General features: G+C 55.9%; 18 protein-coding genes and 3 pseudogenes. 11 read left to right on the forward strand and 10 right to left on the reverse strand.

Annotation, left to right across the window (positions count from 1 at the left end; translation table 11 throughout):
• From ABI171_RS08795 to ABI171_RS08815, 5 genes and pseudogenes are all read left to right on the forward strand, one after another.
• Positions 1 to 255: pseudogene (locus ABI171_RS08795) on the forward strand (hypothetical protein); the annotation flags it as partial.
• A complete protein-coding gene (locus tag ABI171_RS08800) occupies positions 245 to 1,306 on the forward strand; it encodes a phosphoadenosine phosphosulfate reductase family protein (RefSeq protein ID WP_348092197.1) in 1,062 nt (353 codons plus the stop codon). The pseudogene ABI171_RS08795 and the gene ABI171_RS08800, both read left to right, overlap by 11 nt.
• 70 nt (positions 1,307 to 1,376) lie before the next feature.
• Positions 1,377 to 1,604, forward strand: a complete 228-nt coding sequence (locus ABI171_RS08805; RefSeq protein WP_348092198.1) for a hypothetical protein — start codon at positions 1,377 to 1,379, stop codon at positions 1,602 to 1,604.
• A 249-nt stretch (positions 1,605 to 1,853) separates the two neighbouring features.
• The gene (locus ABI171_RS08810; RefSeq protein ID WP_348092199.1) at positions 1,854 to 2,936 is read left to right on the forward strand and encodes a tyrosine-type recombinase/integrase; all 1,083 of its coding nucleotides are present in this window, start codon (positions 1,854 to 1,856) and stop codon (positions 2,934 to 2,936) included.
• Positions 2,937 to 3,561: 625 nt separating this feature from the next.
• Positions 3,562 to 4,980 (forward strand): Fic family protein, encoded by a 1,419-nt coding sequence (locus ABI171_RS08815; protein WP_348099287.1) that lies wholly within the window; start codon positions 3,562 to 3,564, stop codon positions 4,978 to 4,980.
• A gap of 81 nt (positions 4,981 to 5,061) precedes the next feature.
• Here the strand turns inward: ABI171_RS08815 and ABI171_RS08820 are convergent, their stop codons facing one another.
• Together ABI171_RS08820 and ABI171_RS08825 are read right to left on the reverse strand one after the other, a co-directional pair.
• The gene (locus tag ABI171_RS08820) at positions 5,062 to 5,709 is read right to left on the reverse strand and encodes a dihydrofolate reductase family protein (RefSeq protein WP_348092201.1); all 648 of its coding nucleotides are present in this window, start codon (positions 5,707 to 5,709) and stop codon (positions 5,062 to 5,064) included.
• Positions 5,710 to 5,902: 193 nt separating this feature from the next.
• Positions 5,903 to 6,046: pseudogene (locus ABI171_RS08825) on the reverse strand (IS3 family transposase); the annotation flags it as partial.
• A gap of 474 nt (positions 6,047 to 6,520) precedes the next feature.
• Between ABI171_RS08825 and ABI171_RS08830 the strand changes: the two are divergent.
• The 3 genes and pseudogenes from ABI171_RS08830 to ABI171_RS08840 all read left to right on the forward strand — a co-directional run.
• Complete coding sequence (locus ABI171_RS08830; protein WP_348092202.1) at positions 6,521 to 7,696, forward strand: hypothetical protein; 1,176 nt, start codon at positions 6,521 to 6,523, stop codon at positions 7,694 to 7,696.
• Between the two features lie 64 nt (positions 7,697 to 7,760).
• Positions 7,761 to 8,087, forward strand: coding sequence for a ubiquitin family protein (locus ABI171_RS08835; RefSeq protein ID WP_348092203.1), 327 nt, complete (start codon positions 7,761 to 7,763; stop codon positions 8,085 to 8,087).
• 64 nt (positions 8,088 to 8,151) lie between these two features.
• A pseudogene (locus tag ABI171_RS08840) lies at positions 8,152 to 8,301 on the forward strand (IS4 family transposase); the annotation flags it as partial.
• Positions 8,302 to 8,386: 85 nt separating this feature from the next.
• Here the strand turns inward: ABI171_RS08840 and ABI171_RS08845 are convergent.
• Positions 8,387 to 8,791 carry a GFA family protein gene (locus ABI171_RS08845; protein ID WP_348092204.1) on the reverse strand — a complete coding sequence of 135 codons (405 nt, stop codon included), beginning with the start codon at positions 8,789 to 8,791 and terminating at the stop codon, positions 8,387 to 8,389.
• 146 nt (positions 8,792 to 8,937) lie between these two features.
• Positions 8,938 to 9,519: a YdeI family protein gene (locus ABI171_RS08850; RefSeq protein WP_348092205.1), complete on the reverse strand. Its 582-nt coding sequence runs from the start codon at positions 9,517 to 9,519 to the stop codon at positions 8,938 to 8,940.
• Positions 9,520 to 9,834: 315 nt separating this feature from the next.
• On the opposite strand from ABI171_RS08850, the gene ABI171_RS08855 reads away from it, so the two are divergent.
• Positions 9,835 to 11,220 carry a DUF945 family protein gene (locus ABI171_RS08855; RefSeq protein ID WP_348092206.1) on the forward strand — a complete coding sequence of 462 codons (1,386 nt, stop codon included), beginning with the start codon at positions 9,835 to 9,837 and terminating at the stop codon, positions 11,218 to 11,220.
• A gap of 47 nt (positions 11,221 to 11,267) precedes the next feature.
• Here the strand turns inward: ABI171_RS08855 and ABI171_RS08860 are convergent, their stop codons facing one another.
• The 5 genes from ABI171_RS08860 to ABI171_RS08880 all read right to left on the reverse strand — a co-directional run bounded on the left by ABI171_RS08860 (position 11,268) and on the right by ABI171_RS08880 (position 15,178).
• A complete protein-coding gene (locus tag ABI171_RS08860; protein WP_348092207.1) occupies positions 11,268 to 12,089 on the reverse strand; it encodes a DUF2182 domain-containing protein in 822 nt (273 codons plus the stop codon).
• Between the two features lie 8 nt (positions 12,090 to 12,097).
• Positions 12,098 to 12,871 (reverse strand): DUF899 domain-containing protein, encoded by a 774-nt coding sequence (locus tag ABI171_RS08865; RefSeq protein ID WP_348092208.1) that lies wholly within the window; start codon positions 12,869 to 12,871, stop codon positions 12,098 to 12,100.
• Between the two features lie 162 nt (positions 12,872 to 13,033).
• Positions 13,034 to 13,705: a hypothetical protein gene (locus ABI171_RS08870; protein WP_348092209.1), complete on the reverse strand. Its 672-nt coding sequence runs from the start codon at positions 13,703 to 13,705 to the stop codon at positions 13,034 to 13,036.
• A 46-nt stretch (positions 13,706 to 13,751) separates the two neighbouring features.
• A complete protein-coding gene (locus ABI171_RS08875) occupies positions 13,752 to 14,972 on the reverse strand; it encodes a helix-turn-helix domain-containing protein (protein ID WP_348092210.1) in 1,221 nt (406 codons plus the stop codon).
• A gap of 32 nt (positions 14,973 to 15,004) precedes the next feature.
• Positions 15,005 to 15,178 (reverse strand): hypothetical protein, encoded by a 174-nt coding sequence (locus tag ABI171_RS08880; protein WP_348092211.1) that lies wholly within the window; start codon positions 15,176 to 15,178, stop codon positions 15,005 to 15,007.
• Positions 15,179 to 15,525: 347 nt separating this feature from the next.
• On the opposite strand from ABI171_RS08880, the gene ABI171_RS08885 reads away from it, so the two are divergent.
• Both ABI171_RS08885 and ABI171_RS08890 read left to right on the forward strand, forming a co-directional pair.
• Positions 15,526 to 16,005, forward strand: coding sequence for a hypothetical protein (locus tag ABI171_RS08885; RefSeq protein ID WP_348092212.1), 480 nt, complete (start codon positions 15,526 to 15,528; stop codon positions 16,003 to 16,005).
• Positions 16,006 to 16,037: 32 nt separating this feature from the next.
• On the forward strand, positions 16,038 to 16,928 hold the full coding sequence (locus ABI171_RS08890; RefSeq protein WP_348092213.1) for a hypothetical protein: 891 nt from the start codon (positions 16,038 to 16,040) through the stop codon (positions 16,926 to 16,928).
• Positions 16,929 to 16,943: 15 nt separating this feature from the next.
• Here the strand turns inward: ABI171_RS08890 and ABI171_RS08895 are convergent.
• Positions 16,944 to 17,872: agmatine deiminase family protein (locus ABI171_RS08895; protein ID WP_348092214.1), on the reverse strand; the 929-nt coding region annotated here is incomplete at its 5' end.

The raw sequence follows: 17,872 nt of genomic DNA on the forward strand, positions 1-17,872 counted from the left end.
AAATTATCTGCTCAGGTGAAATTACATCCTACACCTTGCGCCAGGGACTCCAAGAGCGGCAAAGGAATGACTCAAAACGAGCGAAACAGGAAAAACGGTCCAAGCCTATCAGAGTCAAGCGGTGGCCTGCTGAACCCGCAGTGGGTCGAGTGGTTAATGGGCTGGCCCATCGGGTGGACCGACTTAAAGCCCTTGGAAATGGACAAGTTCCGCGAGTGGCAGCTGCAGCATGGGAAATCTTGTCATGAGCATTAAACACATCGTCTCGCTATCAGGCGGCAAGGATAGTGCAGCTACCTTGGCACTAGCTATAGAGCGCTTTGGGGTGGAAAACGTCGAGGCCATCACATGCGACACCGATAATGAACACGATTTCACGTACACCTATATCGACTACCTTGCGGCCGTCACTGGCGTAAAAATCACGGTTCTGAAAGCAAATTTCGACATGGAAATTGCACGCAAGCGTAAGTTTGTTGCCAATGATCAGCGCACGCGGCGGGAATACAAAACTGAGCCAGTCTTTGACGCCGATGGTAAGCCCGTTCCCCAGCGCGACGGTTTTGGCAACGTGGTGCTCAACAAAAAAGGAACGCCAGTCCAGAAAACAAGAAAAATAGGCGGTGGGCATCGAGTACGGTGGTCCAACAAAGCAAAGCGCCGGGCTCTTGCGGTTCTATACCCAACTGGAAATTCGTTTCTTGATCTGTGCATTTGGAAGGGGAAATTTCCATCTCGAAAGAGCCAGTTCTGCACAGAACATCTTAAACGTAACTTGGCTGTCGAGTATCAACTTGACTTGGTAGATCAGGGTTATACGGTCGTGAGTTGGCAGGGTGTTCGGCGTGACGAATCTGAAAACCGCAAAAACGCATTGAAATTTGAGGTAATCGGGCCGCGCCTGTATGCCTATAGACCGCTGGTCGACTGGACCGCGCCGGACGTGTTCGCATACTGCCAAAAGCGCGGCATCAAGCCGAATCCTCTATATCTAGAGGGTATGAGCCGGGTTGGGTGCATGCCATGCATCAATGCGAAGAAAGAGGAAATCCGGCAGATCGCCAGCCGCTTCATCGAGCACATGGGGAAAGTCCATAACTGGGAAAAATTGGTCGGACTTGCAAGCAAACGCGGAGCGTCAACTTTCTTTCCTGCTCCCGGTGAAACCCGGACTGCCGTCGAGCGCGGAAACATCTGGCAAGTCATCGAGTGGTCACGAACTACCCGTGGAGGTAAGCAATTTTCTCTGCTGGAGCAGTTGGATGAACCGACGGCCTGCTCATCGTCCTATGGACTATGCGGTTAGAAACAATATTTTTTGCTAATACGCAATACAAAACGAAAATTATATACAAACCAAATACTTTAAGGACGCTATGACCCAGACCCGCAAAGGATCGCTGTTCGAAGCGGTCGTAAACGTGATGATTGGCTACTGCATCAACATGACAGCCAACTTCCTGATTTTCCCGTTCTTCGGCTGGCATATCTCCCTGCAGCAGAACATCTTGCTCGGTGTGTTTTATACCGCGATATCCATCGTGCGGAGCTACTGTATTCGACGTTGGTTCAATAAAAAAATTATGGGATTGAAAGCGAGGTAATGATGTTTCTCACCGACGCCGAAATTGCAGACCTCTGTAAACCCCTGGTGCAGCCCGCTGCCCAGGTACGGTACCTGCGTGCGCTCCACCTGGAAGTATCCCTCAAGCCGAACGGCCGGCCAGTAGTGGTACGATCCCATGCGGAGGCTGTGCTTTCCGGCAAGAGAATGCCGGATCCGGGGAAAATAGAAGTGCGCCAGGGGCAAATCCCTGACCGCGACGGTTTAATGGCAATGCTGCGAGGAAGACATGGGAAGACCCCGAAAACACAACCCGCTTAATCTGCCACCCCGCGTGTATGCCAAGCATGGCGCATTTTACTATCACCATCCGGCACCAGATGAACACTGGGAGCATCTTGGCCATGATGTTGAAAAAGCCAAGAAGCGGGCGGCTGATATAGCGCATGGGATGGACGATGGCTTTGGCACTATCGCTTATTACCTGGATGAATTCATCAAGGCGTCACGTAAGCGCGTAGCTATTGGCGATCTCGCGCAACGCACGCTCGATGATTACATCGGCAATATTATTTATCTAAAGGGATTCTTCGGGAAAATGTACCCGGTAGGTGTTGAAGCGCCGGCAGTCGGCGAATACCTCGATACCATGAAGGAAGCGGGCCGCGCCGTGCGCGCCAATCGCGAAAAGGCCTGTCTATCTGCCTGCTTCACCTGGATGATCCGCAAGGGAATGGGCGGCGTCAAATCGAATCCCTGCATTGGCGTCAAGCGCAACAAGGAAACCAAGCGCGAGCGCTATGTCGAGGATAACGAGATGCGATCTACGCTGACCGGCGCGCCGGTACAGGTCTGGGCATTGGCCGAGCTGGTGTACCGGACCTTGCAGCGCCCAGAAGATATTATTGGTTGGACAAATAGCAATATTACCAAGCGCCACGTCGGCGACAAGGTGATTCGCATCATCCGTACCAAGCAGGGCAAAACCGGTGCTATTGTCGATATCGAGATCACGCCGGAGATCGACGCGGTGCTGGCCCGAGTGAAAGCCGATAAGGTAGTGGGCATGACCTTGATTCATCGCCGCGACTTCAAATCGTATACGTACGATGGACTCAGTTCAATGCTCAAGCGCCTACAGACGAAAGTCCGGAAGGAACATAAGAAAGTCAATGGTCCGCTGACCACCATGCCGAGCTGGGGCTACTACGACATGAAGGCGAAAGGCGCGACCGACATGTGGCTGTCCGGTGTGCCGCTGGAACAGATCCAGGTGCTCTGCGCGCATGATTCGGTGACCACCACCGAGATCTATTGCAAGGGCCGCTGGCGTTGCATTGTCAGCCCTAATAAGGTGGTCGTTGCCGTCTGAAATAAGACCTAAAAAAGAACAGCGCCGGGGCTAATCCAAACCGCACAATTGCAATAATATCAGACGGCAATCAAGCGGAGAGGCATAGCCAGTAACGTTTTACGGTCTTTTGTCGTTAGGACTGTTAATCCGCAGGTCCCTGGTTCGAGTCCAGGTCGGGGAGCCAAGATTCTAAGGGGCCACATGCAAATGTGGCCCCTTTTCTTTTGCCTGGAAATTCTGCAATCGCCGATCATGAAAATCTTGCGATCACGATCACGCGCAGAAAATATTTTCCCGTCAATAGCACTACTGTCGAATCACGAAATCGCAGCACTTTTCAAACGCCTTTGCGCACCGGATGGTTTGCTCGGTCAGATCTTCAGCCACTTCATTATTCGCCTCATACTCAAAACCATTCCGCTCATGATGCGCACCTGCCGCATGCGCCCGACTTCCTACTCATCACGCTATGCTGATGCGGCAAACATTGGAATACACCATAGATTTCCACTCCTTCGACTGTCGCATAATTGTCGAATGGCGCCAAATTTGATTGAAATCGCGCCATAATTCTAATAAATTATGGCGCGATTCTTAAAATCGCGCCATAATTGCGCCAAAACACCCCTCAATTACGTCCTCCATGAAAACCGCCGATCAGTTACTACGAAGCCTTCAAAGCTCTGTCAGCGGACTGTCCCTGACAGAGCTCCTGGCATTGCATCCCGACGTGCCGAGGCGGACAGCGCAACGGCAGCTCAGTCGACTGGTAGACGAACAAAAGATCGTTGCCGCAGGCCAGGCACGCGCGCGGCGCTACCATGCGGCGCCGGATATCGATGCTTCGGCGTCAAAATCTGCGGACGATGATTTTTCGTACGCAGACGGTCGATATATGATCGCCAGCCGTGAGCACAATCGCGAATTGATCTATAAGGTGATTCCGCTTTCACCGGACAGCCGCGACATCCTGACCTACATAGACCAGCCATTGCTGGCACGTAAGCCCGTCGGATATCAGCCCGAATTTCTGAATGCTTACGAGCCGAACAAGACATGGTATTTGCCGGAACCTCTGCGTCGCCAATTGAAAAAAATGGGTGACACCGGACAAGGCGGCCTGCCTGCCGGCACATACGGCCATGCCATCCTGAACCGCTTACTGATCGACTTGTCATGGGCATCGAGCCATCTGGAAGGCAATACTTATACACGGCTGGACACCCGCGAGCTGATCGAGCACGGCACGGCGGCACAAGGCAAGGCAGCCCTGGAAACCCAGATGATCTTGAACCACAAGGCCGCGATCGAGCTATTGGTAGAGAATGCAGATTCGGTTGATTTCAACCGCTTCACGATCTTGAATCTGCACAGTGCGTTGTCGGAAAATCTGCTGCCCAATCCTGCCGACGAAGGCCGGGTACGCCAGCACGTCGTTGAAATATCCCAAAGCGTCTACCGGCCACTTTCGGTGCCCGCACAGATTGACGAAGCACTGGACATGCTGCTCGACAAGGCCAGCCAAATCGAAGACCCGTTCGAGCAATCGTTCTTTGTGATGGTCCATGTGCCCTACCTGCAACCGTTCGCGGACATCAACAAGCGGGTTTCCAGGTTGGCCGCAAACCTGCCATTGATCCGCGCCAATCTGTGCCCGCTAACATTTCTCGACGTGCCGGAAAAAGCGTATAGCAGCGCGATCCTCGGCGTCTACGAAATGACGCGGATCGAACTGCTGCGCGACTTGTATGTGTGGGCTTATGAGCGCTCCACGCAGGAGTACCTGGCCCTCAAACAAGAGCTTGCCGAGCCGGACCCGCTTCGCCTCGCTTATCGGACACTCATCAAGCAAACGATACACGACATCGTTGTACGCCCCGACGATGACGCGCTGGCGATCATTGAACAAAGCGCCGCCTTGCATGCCGCCAAATCGGATCGGATGAATGTACAGGCATTGATAGTCGAAGAATTGCGGCGATTGCACGAAGGCGTGCTGGCGCGTTATGGATTACGTCCTTCTGAATTTTCGCGCTGGCGGGAAAAAATGGCGGGAAAATAAGGGGTTCGCCTTCAAGCGTAATCTGCGTCGCCCCCTCTTCCTGGCGCGGGATTCGGGCAAGCCGAAGCCAGCGGACCTAGCTCAGCTTCGTTTGCTCAGGACCACGTGCGTAGCCTTCGCCGTCGGAACATGCTCAGCGCACCGATAGCCCAGCTTCAGCATATCGATGCCGGCAAACAGGTTCTCCCCTGTACCCAGCAGAACCGGTGAGACGGCAAGATGCAGTTCATCGACCAGCCCCGCCTGAAGATATTGCCGGACCGTGGCGACGCCGCCGCCGATGCGGACATCCTTGCCGCCGGCAGCTTCGGTGGCGCGCTGCAGCGCTGCGTGGATGCCGTCGGTGACGAAATGGAATACGGTGCCACCCTCCATTGTGATCGATGGCCGGGCATGGTTGGTCAGTATGAAGACCGGGGCGTGGTAAGACGGATTGTCGCCCCACCAGCCCTTCCAGCTGTCGTCGAGCCAGGCGCCTCTTATCGGGCCGAACATATTGCGTCCCATGATCCAGGCGCCCACGTTGTCAAAACTGCGCACGGCAAAATCGTCGTCGATGCCGGCCACGCCGCCGTCATTGCCAAACATGCGCTGGAACGTGCGGGTGGAGAAGGCCCATTCGTGCAGCGCCTTGCCGCCGACGCCTAGCGGGTTTTCAAGATTTTGGCCGGGACCGGCGCCGTAGCCGTCAAGGGAGAGGGAAAAAGCGCGGACGCAGAGCTTGGACATGGCTGGAGATCCTTTCAATTGGCGTCGATGGTCCGGTGCCGCGTGGGCACCAGTGTCGATAATTGTCGAGAAATTGCAGAGCAAGTAATATAGCACCGCCGACGAATCGGATATTGATCCGTTTTCCGCGCTAGCCGGATTGCGCCCAGGTTCGATTGTGTACCCCGGCATCACCCCGCCCGATATACCGACCCGGCCGCTTGCTACGAACCGCCCGCCACAACGCCCGCGCCGTCAGTCCCTGGATCATGCGCGCGCCTACCGCGTAACCCACCATGTCGCAAGTAAAGACTTCCTTGATACCCGCAAGATTGAGTCCTCCTCCGAGGTAAGTGATCTCGCAGCCGTCAGGCGCTCGTCGTCGCGCCGGCCTTGCAAAGGCTGCCGTCCAGCCCAGGCATATCTCCGATTACCTATTTAGAGCCGCGCATCGGTTGGATCAACGTCCAAATTAACGTTGGAAACCACATATTTCATTAAATTGAGATTATTTTTTATCGGACAGGAAATTTTTATTGCAAAAATTGGCTGTCCCACCATATTTCCATGTGGAACTATTATAATCCGGATGGGATGAGACAGACGTCTTTCATAACTCAGTTGCGTGGGAATTTTTACGTATCAGATTACCAACTTAAGCAGATTTCATTTCACAAGCAAATATTTTTCATGCAAGCAGTCGTGCAATACCACTGCTTGCATGAAAAAACCTCAAAACGATAGTTTTAAAGCTGGCCTTAACCAAATGACGTGATAAAGAGATCACTAATTTGCCGACTTCTCTGTGTGTCCTCTTTCAGGGGGTGACGTTGTGAAAAATAACTTAAAGCGTGTTCTGGGTACTACGATAAATTGCTGTTTTCTTTCCATATCATTGTTATGTTCCGTACAGGTATCCGCAAACGGGCTCAATAACGGAAGCATCCTTAGTATTGACTCTACAGCGGGTACAGCAGCTGACGGCCAATTGTTTGTCATTAATCCGCAGTCGGGGCAGCGTTCAGTGCTTTCAGATTTTGGTTTAAGTAGTTCAGGCCCACTAGGTATTGATCCTAATGCTGTCACATGGCTACCCGCAACTCTGCTTGGCCCGAGTGCAGGTATATTAGTCAGCGATGGCAGTGCTGGCACAGGGGGGAGAGGTGCGCTCTTCAAAGTCGATCCACTGACTGGAACAAGAACACTATTGAGTGATTTTGGTAATTCTGCCGAGGGGCCGTTAGGTGATTATCCGATTGGCGTATTGGCACAGGGAGGGCTCATTGACAGCTTTCCCACCATTTACGTGATTGATGCCTTTGCCGGAACAAACGGACAAGGTGCAATATTTCAGGTTGATGGGGTCAATGGATATCGTTCGCTGATATCCGATTTCGGCAACAGTAATCAGGGGGCACTCGGCGTTTATCCAGATAGCATCTCATGGAAACCTGGATTGTTAGGCTTGCTGGGCAATAGTATTGTCGTCGCTGACGCTTCAGCCGGAACCAATTTACTCGGCGGCGTATTTGTAGTCAATCCAGTGACAGGAGTAAGAACATTGCTGAGCGATTTTGGTAACTCTGTGCAAGGGCCTGTCGATAGCAATCCTTTAAGTGGACCTAATAGCATCGTTGTAGCGCCTGCCTGGTCTTCGCAGGCAGGGAACATTTTTGTACTCGATGCCAAGGCCGGAAGCAACAGCAAAGGAGAGCTTGTAAAGGTTTCTGTCACGACCGGTTACCGTACCATCATCAGTGATTTCGGCAATTCATTGCAAGGCCCGATTGCTTCTGGTTTTGAACCGACTGGCGCGTTGACATGGCAGGCACAAAGCACTGGTCGAGATGGGATTCTAGTACAAGATGGTGATGCAGGAACCAACCAGTCAGGTGCCCTTTATTCAGTCAATCCAACTACGGGAATCCGTACGTTGCTCAGTGACTTCGGCAATGCCAGCTTAGGTAGCTTAGGCAGCTTGCCGGCTGGCTTGGGTGTAGTACCTTGATTGACAAACTCCGATGATCGATTAGAACATTTCATTAACGATCAAATATTTTTTGAGGCCAGATATGAAACTCCTACAGAAAACACGCTATTTTTCACGTTCTATTTCAACGATCATACTCATAGCTATAACGCTACTATTTAGTCAGCACGCAGTTGCGATGCAAATTTTCACAAAAACCCTGACGGGAAAAACCATCACGCTCGAAGTCGAGCCGTCAGACTCGATAGAAAACGTCAAGGCCAAAATCCAGGATAAAGAAGGTATTCCACCCGACCAGCAACGCCTCATTTTTGCCGGCAAGCAGTTGGAGGATGGCAGGACTTTGTCGGACTACAATATCCAAAAAGAATCGACCCTGCATTTGGTGCTGAGACTAAGAGGCGGGTGACTCCGCGTTTTGCGAAATCGCCGGATTGATCAGAGATGTGTATATCGCCCAGGAAAACCTGGGTCTTCGGTGGAATGCCTCTCTCTACACATTGCTACAGATTCTTTCCGTCTCTGTATTTGAGAAAACCCAGATTTCATGCGCCTTGCAGACCGATCAACCTGTCCCAGAAACACCGCTTGGCGCTAACCAATTGAATTTATTCACTTTTTAACCGGACACTACTGATCCATTTATAAAATGTAGCAGCTCAGATTTGATCGGACAGATTGCGTCTGACGACATAGTTGGTTTCCAGATCAAACGGGATCTTTGTCGTAGGCCAGCGTGCCGGGTGGAAGTTGAACCCAAGGATGCCTGCGGCAATCGTAGACCGAGACCGTGGGTGCCGGAAAATCCGGATCCGCGAACGCTCCCACGGCTACGCTAACGGAGCCGTCATAACCGACCTCTGTGTGAAAAACAGTTGTGCCGCAGACAGGACAAAACCTGAACACGAACTGCGCGCCGTTGTCTCCGGTGCGGACGTATTCCGTAGCTGTTCCGATTACGCTGTATGGCGCTGTGAAACCTGCCAATGCCGCGAAGACGCTACCGGTTCTGCGCTGGCACGCCAGGCAGTTGCAAATGCCTACCCCACGGGGCTCGCCATTGACTTCAATGCGAAGCTGACCACATGAGCAGGACGCGGTTCGGGAAGACATAAAGTGTCCGTATGAAGATTTTCGTGATACCCAACGTTGAAAGCGGCCGGGTCACCCCTATGGCCCGTCCCTCAACGAGGGAATGTTTTGCCAAATAGCCGTTTACACAAACCCATTTACACCTTCGATTTATTTTCTCATCGAATCTATTGATCATCCAATCCCTTACCATCGAGAATTTTCTGCACACTCTTTTCAACTCTCGACTCCCGGGTTTTGGATTGCTTGGCTGCGGAAAAATGAAGAAGGTAAGCCCGTTGCCGTCCCGGCGTCAGCGCATCAAAAGCGGTTTTCAAGGCAGGGATTTCATTCAACTTATGTTGAAACTCTTCAGGAATCGTGAATTCCGCCGTCTCTTTAAAAGGCACTTGCAAACCCGCTTTTTCCACCGCAATGGCTTCACGAATATAGGATTTCAAGACGGCCTGCATTTTTACTATTTCCTGCACATTGGTGAACCGTATCTGGCGCGCCGCCTGTACATTCTCCGTTTGCGTGATGAGAATGCCCTTGGCATCCTTTAACAAGGCGCCTTTGAAAAAAAGGAGCGCGCAGTACTCTTTGAATCCGTGTATCAGAACGATGTTTCTTTTTTCAAGTGCGTAGCAAGGAACGCCCCACTTCAATTCTTCGGTCAGCTGGCAGTCAAGAACGATCAGCCTGAGTTTCTCATATTCTTCCCGCCATTTTTTTGCCTTGCTGACGTACATATCAACCTTGGGATTCATTTTTTACTCTCCAAAGTAAAACCCTGCGCTGAAGAGAAGACTCTTGCGCACCCTCGAAATCTGAAACTTTAATGTCAATAGCTTCGAGCCAATCGCCAGACTGGTCACTGAAGACCATTCCGCGAGCGGCCACCGCAAAGCCAGTCTATATCGTTAAGCTTCTGAGCTGCCAGAAATGAAGCGCTACCTCCAAGAACGATCATTCTCTGTTTCTCCAATTTTTCCTGCGATTCATTATTAACCCAAAAGAAATTATTTACCACAATGCAACACTTAAGTTAATATTAACATTTACCTAATTTCGATGAAGAAAACATGAAACGCTCCCAATTAGCCATCGCCGTCAGCGCCGCACTGGTCGTTGCCTGGATTGCAGTCGTTCCCGGCCTGGTCGGCATAAAAGCCGAAACGGAGATGAGCAAGAATACCGAGGATGCATTGACCAGCTCTTCTTTTCCTGTCACTGCAAAACTGGAATCGTTCCAGCGCGGCTGGTTTTCTTCGACCGCAAAGATCGACTACACCGTTTTTTCGGCGGCGCAGCCGATCCATCTGGTGGTCGATAATCACATCAATCAATTCGCGATCCCGTTGTATCGTTGGGCCAAGGTCACGCATACCATCGCCATGCTGGACGACAAGGGCGTCTCCGCCCCGCTGCCATTCAATATCGACGCCAGTACAGACAGACTGTTCTTCGGGGGATTTTCCAGCAAATTGTCGGCAGCGGACGTCGACTGGAAAAACAAGGAAGACCTGCACATCGTCGGGAAGCAGCTCGCACTCAAGGTCAGCGGCAAAGCCGGTGGGAAATTGCAATATGAGATCTCCGTTCCCTCGCTGACGGCCACTACTGTCGCCGGCCTGATCAACATCAACCTGGTCAACCTCAACGTCAACTGCAGCTATACAGACGAGAAAACGGCAACCGACACCTGGAAGCAACAAGGCCATATCCAGCTGGACAATATCAAGGTCACAAAAAATGGCGCCACTTACCTGCAGTTGCAGAACCTGGCGATGGACACCAATGCGAGGGACCATGGTGAAAACCTCGATCTGGTATACCAGACCAAGATCGACAAGAGCACTTTCGGCGACACCGGCGCTTTTAACGCCGAAGACATTCACCTCGATTTCTCCTATCTCAACCTGAACAAAGTGGCGTTGTTGAAGTTGCAGGCTGCGTCCAAGGCGTTTTACCTAGAAGCGTCGAAAGCACCGGCCGCTGCTACGGCAGATGCAGACATCAATGCGCAGTTGAGCAAGCAAAAAGCCTACGTGAGCGCCTTGATGAAACAGGCTGGCGGTTTCATCACCAGCTCTCCCGGTGTCAAGGTCGACCGGTTTAGCTTGAAGACTCCGAACGGCGACGTTGCCGGAACATTGGAAGCCCACCTGGAAGGCAAGGATTTTCCGGTTGAGGCGCTGGGCGGCGACAATGTCATGGCATTGCTGAAGGAGCGTTTTTCCGGCAAAGGATCGCTGAATGTCGCGCGCGATGTGTTCCTGAATGCATCTGACAAGAAAAATACGACTCCGGAAGCACTGCAATTGCAAAGCACACAGCGGCAAATGAAAGAAAATCAGCTGAAGATGCTTGTCGACAAAGGCTTTGTCAAGGACGACGGCAAGCATTTGTCGCTGGAATCGACCTTCGGCCCGCAAGGCGTTCAGATCAACGGCAAACACGTCATGTAATTACTGACGCCAGATCCGGCAAAAACCGGGTGAACTCAGATGCATCATCAGAGCCCTGCTGCACGCATGATCAAGTACAACCCTGTCCCGACCGCCACAAACCCGATGGTGCGCGCGACGCGCTCACCGGCCGGTGCGAGACGTTCGGCGGTGATGGCTGCCGTTACGGCAACCATCACACGCAGGTCCATGACCCCGATGGCGAAGAGAATCGCCGTCAGACCGACACAGCAGTAGCTGCAGTGGAGGCCGTGGCGCAAGCCATGACGCCAAGCGTTCCCGGCGCCTACGGATAGCCTCCGAGCGCACCCCGGGACCTGCCGGCAGCAGACAAGGTGATGCGCCTTCCAAGCAGTGAACTGGAGTAAACCCCCGATCAGCACGACCACGCCGGCCACGACCGGAACGGGGCGCGCCAGCGCCGGCAGCTGTATCTCTAGCGCCGCCAGCGCAACGCCCAGTATAAAGACGGCCATGCCTAACACGATCCAGACGAAAAAATATCCCAGCGCCACCAACGCGGTCAGCTGACCGGGCCTTGTCTCGCCTGTTCTGCTGAGGGCTTGACCACAGCGCCATAAGATTGGCGCAAAGGACGGCAGCATCATCGCCGCCATCATCACGGCCCACATGCCGAGGAATGACGCCGCTACGCCGGGCCAGGTCTGCCCGCACATCCGCACCCAGACCATCGACAAGCCCCAGCCGCCGGGCATCGGCATCTCGCCCATCGCCGACATGGATGCGCAGCAGACGATCGTCAGGGTCGCGCTGACGGCGAACAGTAACGCCGAGAGGCCGAAGAAGGTTTGGCGGGAAACCTGGCTTCGCGTGGTTTCCCGACTCGCGCTGACGCCATCAATAGCCATGACCTGGCTTAGCCCAGCTTGTGCTGCGGGTACTCGTCATGGCGCCGCCACCAGACACCCGTTTCGTTGCGTCCCTTGGGAGCGCGGTCTAGCCATTGGTACATGCCCCACAGGCCGTCCAGTCCACGCGCATAAGCAGAGTAGCTGTGATAGACCACCCCGTCCTCTAGCACGAACGCGCTCATGCCGGGCCGGTCGCGCGTGTAAGTGGCGGCGTCGGTGCCGGTCATGGCCGCCTGCTGGGTGACCGGTTCCGGGAAACTTGCCGCATCCATCGCGTGGCCGCCGCGCTGGTAGTTGTATTCGACGCCGCCGGCGAGCTGTTGCTGTTCGGTGATCGAGACGTTGACATCGAAGTTGAAATCGCTGCCGAGCGAGGACGCCCAGGGAAAGCCCCATCCCATGCGCTGCTTGTAGGCCTGCAGCTTCGCCAGCGGCGCGCGCGACACCGCGGCAAACATGACGTCGTGATTCGCCAGGTGGGCGACGACGCCGTTGAAACCGTCGGCGATCGCGGAGCAGGACGGGCAGCCCGCCGTGTAGTCGGGCCCGAACATGAAGTGATACACCAACAGTTGCGAGCTCCCTTTGAAAAGATCTGCCAGCGTGGCGCTGCCTTCATCGGTCTCGAAACGGTATTCCTTGTCGATGCGGACCCACGGCAACGCCTGCCGCCGCTGCGCCAGCTCATCGCCGCGCCGCGTCAGTTCCTTCTCTGCGGCCAGCAGCCCGAGCCGGGCTGCAAGCCATTCTTCACGTGTTGCGATTGCATGCTTGGTCATGATTGATACTCCTTGGTTGCGTTGCATAGCGGCGGCAGCCCGCCCACCGGGTTGAATACGGTCTTTGTATTGATAAGCTAGTGATAACTTCTAGAATGCCTCGGGCGTCGGCTTAGACGATGCCAAGGCCGGCCGCTCTGTTGGCGGCCGGGCGGCTTGCGATCAGGCTGCTACGCGTTTCGGACGACGCACGACGCGCACCTTGCCGCTCGCGCCGCCGCCGCAGTAAAAGAGGTCTGCGCCGTCGGATTCGAGCCCGCTGACGCCGGTGCCGGGTGGCATTTCCAGCCGTTCGAGCACGGTGCCGCTAACCGGGTTGATGCGGCAGATCTCGCTTTCTTCGCCTTCCCAGGTGCCATGCCACAGTTCGCCGTCGACCCAGGTCACGCCGGTGACGAAACGGTTGGATTCGATAGTGCGGATGAGCGCGCCGGTTGCGGGATCGATCTGGTGGATCTTGCGGTCGCGGTACTCTCCCACCCACAGGCTGCCCTCAGCCCAGGTGAGTCCTGAGTCGTAGCCGTGGCCAGGCGCCGGAATCGAGGCCACCACGTCGCCGCTGGCGGGATCGATCTTGTCGATGCGCGCCTCGGTAATCTGGTAGAGATAAGTGCCGTCGAAGGCGGTGCCAGCGTCGCAGGCGCGTTCCAGCGTGCGGATTTCCTGGCCGCTGGCGGGATCGAAGGCGAGCAGCCTGGCCCCGGTGGCGGCCCAGACGCGGTGGCCGTCGTAGGTGACGCCGTTCACGCGGTCGGCAATGGGGCCGTACTCGCGCACGATTTCAGCTGCCTGCGGTACTGGCTGGTATTGCTCTTTTGCTGTCTTGCTGGTCATCGCCTGCTCCTTGCGGCGCAGCTCGGAACGGCGCCGTAAGACAATTCTATGCGAACGGCAGCGCAGCGGGGAGTAACAAGATTGTCGTGAATCCTGTCAGCGGCGGCGACAGCCAGCGGCGCGCCCGCGCCTGGCCGATCACCCGCACCCGACCGGCGGTTTCGAGCTCGGCCAGTGCGCGCTGGACGGTGCGCTGGCTGGCCCCCAGGGCCAGCGCCAGGGCCGAGGTCGACCAGGCCGCGCCATCGGCGAGCAACGCCACCAGTGAGGCCTGATCGCCTTCGATAGGCGGCGCTAGCACGACAATGCTGCGGGCGTCGTGCGGTTTGATGACAAAACCGCCTGTGGTGGCTTCTATCTGCGCCAGCGTTGCGACCAGCGCGCGCAGGCGGCCGATTTCGACCCGCAGGCGCGCCCGGTGCGTCTCGTTGGGACGACGCACGCCGAATGCGCGGGCGATCAAGGCGGGCCGATCGACGTCGCCGGGCCACGCCTCGGCCAGCGCACGCGCCAGCGCGAACAGCACTGGCCGGCGCGCCAGCGGCTGCCACGTGGCGCCGGCGCGTAGTCCACGACGGCAAGCGTCAACCACCAGCGCACCCGAGTCCAGCAGCGCCGCAACCTCGACCAGACGCAGCACCTGTTCGCCCTCGGCAGAGAGACGCCGGGCCGCGGGACGATCAAGCGCAGCTTGCAGCTCCGCCACCTCGGCCAGGAGCGCCGGCACGCTTGCGCGCTCGGCTGCCCGCTGCGCGCGGGCAAGCGCCGCCTGCGCCGGACCGATGTGCAGCGAACGCAGCGCCAGTTCGGCCGTGGTCAACTCGGCCAGCGCCGCGAACGACGGTGGCAGGTCACGTGGTTCAAGCTGCGCCAGCGCTGTCGTGGCCTCGTCGAGGCGGCCGAGCAGCAATAAGCGGCGCACCGCGATCAGCCGCGCCTGCAACGCGTTGGCGTGATCGGCGCGCGCTTCGAGCGTGGCTGCCGCGGCCGCCAGCGAGCGCGGCGTGCCGCCGAAATCGCGCATGGCCAGCGCCACCTCGGCCTCGGCAACAACGCAGCGCGCACGCGCCAGCTCTTCGTGAACGCCGAAGCCGCGAGCGGCGCGCCGTAATAGCTCGCGGGCGCGCGGATGCTCGCCAAGCTGCGCCATGGCGATACCGCGCAAGGCGAGCGCCGGCGGGTCGTCGCGCAAGGCGACGCGTTTGAGGGCGCCGAGCGCATCGCCGGCGGCGAGCGCGCGCGCGGCGGCGGCGATCAGGGAGTCCATGACGCTAGGATACCCTGCCTCGCCGGTTTTTCTCAGCTTGCGAAATAGTGCGCCTGATCGAGATCGGCAATCAGGCCGGGCTGCTTCGGCAACCATCCCAGCCGTTCCTGCGTCAGCACGCTTGAAGCCTGGCAGTCCAGTCCAAAGACGAAGCCGAGAAAACCGAAATGATCGGTGGCCTCGTCATGGGCTGTTCGCCGCGGCAATACAGCAACGGCCAGAATCCGGCATCCCTGTCACATGACGAGGAGGAAGCCGCCGGCGCTCATCAGCTTGAACCTATCGCCGTTTGACATTCAAAGAGGTTGAGGCCATTCCCGAACTCACCTTGCAACCTGATATTGCTCCGGACGACTCTGTTTTTTTCAGTGCACATTTGATAGATTTTGTGCACATTTGACTATGAAAATATTTCCACAAGTCATCATTTAGTAATAAGTTAGTGTTATTTTTATAAGCAGCCACTATGCGTTTTTTGGTGCGTAGTTGCAAAAAAACACTATCCGCTTTACTAACCGTTGAACCCTGTAGAAATACGAAGGAGAAAAGGTAAATGAAAAAATTGCTGGTTTCCCTATGCCTGATGACTCAGGCGATGTACGCCATCGCCGATGGCCAATCCGATTGCGACGCCGCCGCAGGCAGTTATCTCAGCGGTACCGTCAACGGCAAACCGACATTTGCGGATGGCAAGGCACTCAAGGGCGTCAAGCTTTCGCATACCCATATCACCGTCAAGGCAGATACCGACGACCGGACTTACGACGTTGCCATCGACAACGTGTACGCAGCGGATTATCAAAAGAATTCCACCTCGATACCGAAGTCATTGGCGGCGTTCAAGCTGGGCGATAAAGTGGAAATGTGCGGCCAGCTGTATAGCAGCGGCTATGGCATTCACTGGGTCCATGACAACTGCAACGTCACACCAACCAGCGCGCAGCCGAACGGCTTCATCAAAAAATTGCTGGCAAATGGCGACGAGGGCAATAATCTGGAAGCCAGCGAGGCTTACTGCTATTTGTGGAATTGATTGTCGCTTGTTTGATGGGTGATGCCTGAACTATGAGCCCAACCATTCGTTATCCGCTGCTGGTTGCAGTGGCCGGAGCATGCGTTGGAGCGTATCTGTCATCGACAGGGATTTCCGGTGAATCGTTGGGCGCGCCAACCGAAAGCCAGGTTCAGGTTGTCAGGCAATCCCGCCCCGGCGGCGAATTGACATCGCCGTTCGGGCCGGGCAACCCCACTGAGGGTATCAGCGACGCTGCGCCTGGTCTCCAGGCTGACACCGTGTATGGCCGCAACGGCCGCCAGATAGATCTGGGCGGAATGACGGCGGCGGACTACATCGCCAAATGGAATAGCCTGGCAAGGACCGGCGACAAAGACGCAGCCTACAACGTTTATCAGGCGGCATCGCTGTGCGCCAACAATGACGAGCCCGCCCCTGCCTACAACAGCCCGGCCGGACTCGCGCAATTTCTAAGCGAGCGCAAAAAATTATTAGCAGTGTGCGCAGGCGTCAATTCCGCACAGCTCCAGGAACGGCTGTCCTTCCTGGCGCTTGCCGCGCGCGCAGGGAAAGTGGAGGCACAGATTGATTATTTCATGGAAGGCCCCTACGGCCGTGATACCGACCTGGCAAAAAATGCCGACGATCCGGTTGTACAACATTGGAAAACCGAAGCCGTCACAGAGCTGAAATCCGCGGCCGGCCAGGGGGAGCCATTTGCCCTGGCCCTGCTTGCGCAAGTCTACGACGCCGGCGAATTGCTGCCGCGCGATGCCAAACTGTCGCTCGCCTACAAAGTCGCCGAGGCGGACGCGAGAAATAGCGTTCTGTCGGAACAACAGCTGCGACGCAATGTCGGCACAAAAATGTCCGATACGGATTTTGCAAGCGCCGTATCAACAGGCAAACAAATCTCCAACGCTTGCTGCAAGGGCAGATGAGTTATCGACGCCCGCTCATGCCGGCTGTTGCTGGGTGGTGCAGTGTATGCCGCCACCGCCCGCCGCAATGGCATCGATGTTCAGCTGGATAATCTCGCGTTTGGGAAACAGCTCGCGCAAGATGGATCTGGTGTTGCGGTCGCTCTTGCTGTCGCCGAATTCAGGGCAGATCACCGCGCCGTTACAGACATAGAAATTGATATAGCCGGCAGCAAAATCCTTGTTTTCATACTGGCTGCGTACCTTGTCCGGCCCTGGCAGCGTGACCACTTGCAAGGCGCGGCCACGGGCGTCGCTAGCCTTGCGCAAAATATCCAGGTGGCGTTGCGTCACTGCCCGTTCCGCCGACGCCTGATCCGCTTCATAACCTGCAACCACCACGCCCGGACGGCAAAAACGGGCATAGAAATCGGTATGTCCATCAGTGATGTCGTGGCCGGCTATTCCCGGCAGCCAGATGATTTTCTCGATGCCGAGCAGACGCCGCAGTTCGGCTTCGCATTGCGCCTTGCTGACGCCAGGGTTGCGGTTAGGGTTCAGCACGCAGCTTTCGGTGATGATAGCCGTGCCCTGGCCGTCGACTTCGATACCGCCGCCCTCCAGCACCAGCGTACTGCGCAACATCTTCACCGCTGCGCGCTGGCCGACAACATCGGCAACCAGCGCATCGTCATCATAATCCTGCTTCCCGCCCCAGCCGTTGAAATTGAAGTTGACCGCGGCCATTCCGCCCTGCCGGCTTTTAACGAATACAGGGCCGGTATCGCGCATCCACAAATCATCGATGGGCTGGACGATTAGCTTGACTGCATTGCCGCACTGGCGCGCGGCGCTCTCGTAGTCTTCTTCCCGCACCAGCATGTTGACGGTTTCAGAGGCGGAAATGGTACGCGCGATCAGCGCCAGGTTGGCTCGCGCGCCAGGTTTCAAGCGCTGGCCCCAGA

The organism is Collimonas sp. (assembly GCF_039923675.1).
Lineage (GTDB): Bacteria > Pseudomonadota > Gammaproteobacteria > Burkholderiales > Burkholderiaceae_D > Collimonas.

What these genes read in the sequence shown, in the direction of transcription:
- ABI171_RS08805 (WP_348092198.1), top strand. Translation starts at nt 1,377, where the DNA reads ATGACCCAGACCCGCAAAGGATCGCTGTTCGAAGCGGTCGTAAACGTG.
- ABI171_RS08835 (WP_348092203.1), top strand. Translation starts at nt 7,761, where the DNA reads ATGAAACTCCTACAGAAAACACGCTATTTTTCACGTTCTATTTCAACG.
- ABI171_RS08815 (WP_348099287.1), top strand. Translation starts at nt 3,562, where the DNA reads ATGAAAACCGCCGATCAGTTACTACGAAGCCTTCAAAGCTCTGTCAGC.
- ABI171_RS08890 (WP_348092213.1), top strand. Translation starts at nt 16,038, where the DNA reads ATGAGCCCAACCATTCGTTATCCGCTGCTGGTTGCAGTGGCCGGAGCA.
- ABI171_RS08810 (WP_348092199.1), top strand. Translation starts at nt 1,854, where the DNA reads ATGGGAAGACCCCGAAAACACAACCCGCTTAATCTGCCACCCCGCGTG.
- ABI171_RS08800 (WP_348092197.1), top strand. Translation starts at nt 245, where the DNA reads ATGAGCATTAAACACATCGTCTCGCTATCAGGCGGCAAGGATAGTGCA.
- ABI171_RS08870 (WP_348092209.1), bottom strand. Translation starts at nt 13,705, where the DNA reads ATGACCAGCAAGACAGCAAAAGAGCAATACCAGCCAGTACCGCAGGCA.
- ABI171_RS08850 (WP_348092205.1), bottom strand. Translation starts at nt 9,519, where the DNA reads ATGAATCCCAAGGTTGATATGTACGTCAGCAAGGCAAAAAAATGGCGG.
- ABI171_RS08820 (WP_348092201.1), bottom strand. Translation starts at nt 5,709, where the DNA reads ATGTCCAAGCTCTGCGTCCGCGCTTTTTCCCTCTCCCTTGACGGCTAC.
- ABI171_RS08860 (WP_348092207.1), bottom strand. Translation starts at nt 12,089, where the DNA reads ATGGCTATTGATGGCGTCAGCGCGAGTCGGGAAACCACGCGAAGCCAG.
- ABI171_RS08865 (WP_348092208.1), bottom strand. Translation starts at nt 12,871, where the DNA reads ATGACCAAGCATGCAATCGCAACACGTGAAGAATGGCTTGCAGCCCGG.
- ABI171_RS08875 (WP_348092210.1), bottom strand. Translation starts at nt 14,972, where the DNA reads ATGGACTCCCTGATCGCCGCCGCCGCGCGCGCGCTCGCCGCCGGCGAT.
- ABI171_RS08845 (WP_348092204.1), bottom strand. Translation starts at nt 8,791, where the DNA reads ATGTCTTCCCGAACCGCGTCCTGCTCATGTGGTCAGCTTCGCATTGAA.
- ABI171_RS08885 (WP_348092212.1), top strand. Translation starts at nt 15,526, where the DNA reads ATGAAAAAATTGCTGGTTTCCCTATGCCTGATGACTCAGGCGATGTAC.
- ABI171_RS08855 (WP_348092206.1), top strand. Translation starts at nt 9,835, where the DNA reads ATGAAACGCTCCCAATTAGCCATCGCCGTCAGCGCCGCACTGGTCGTT.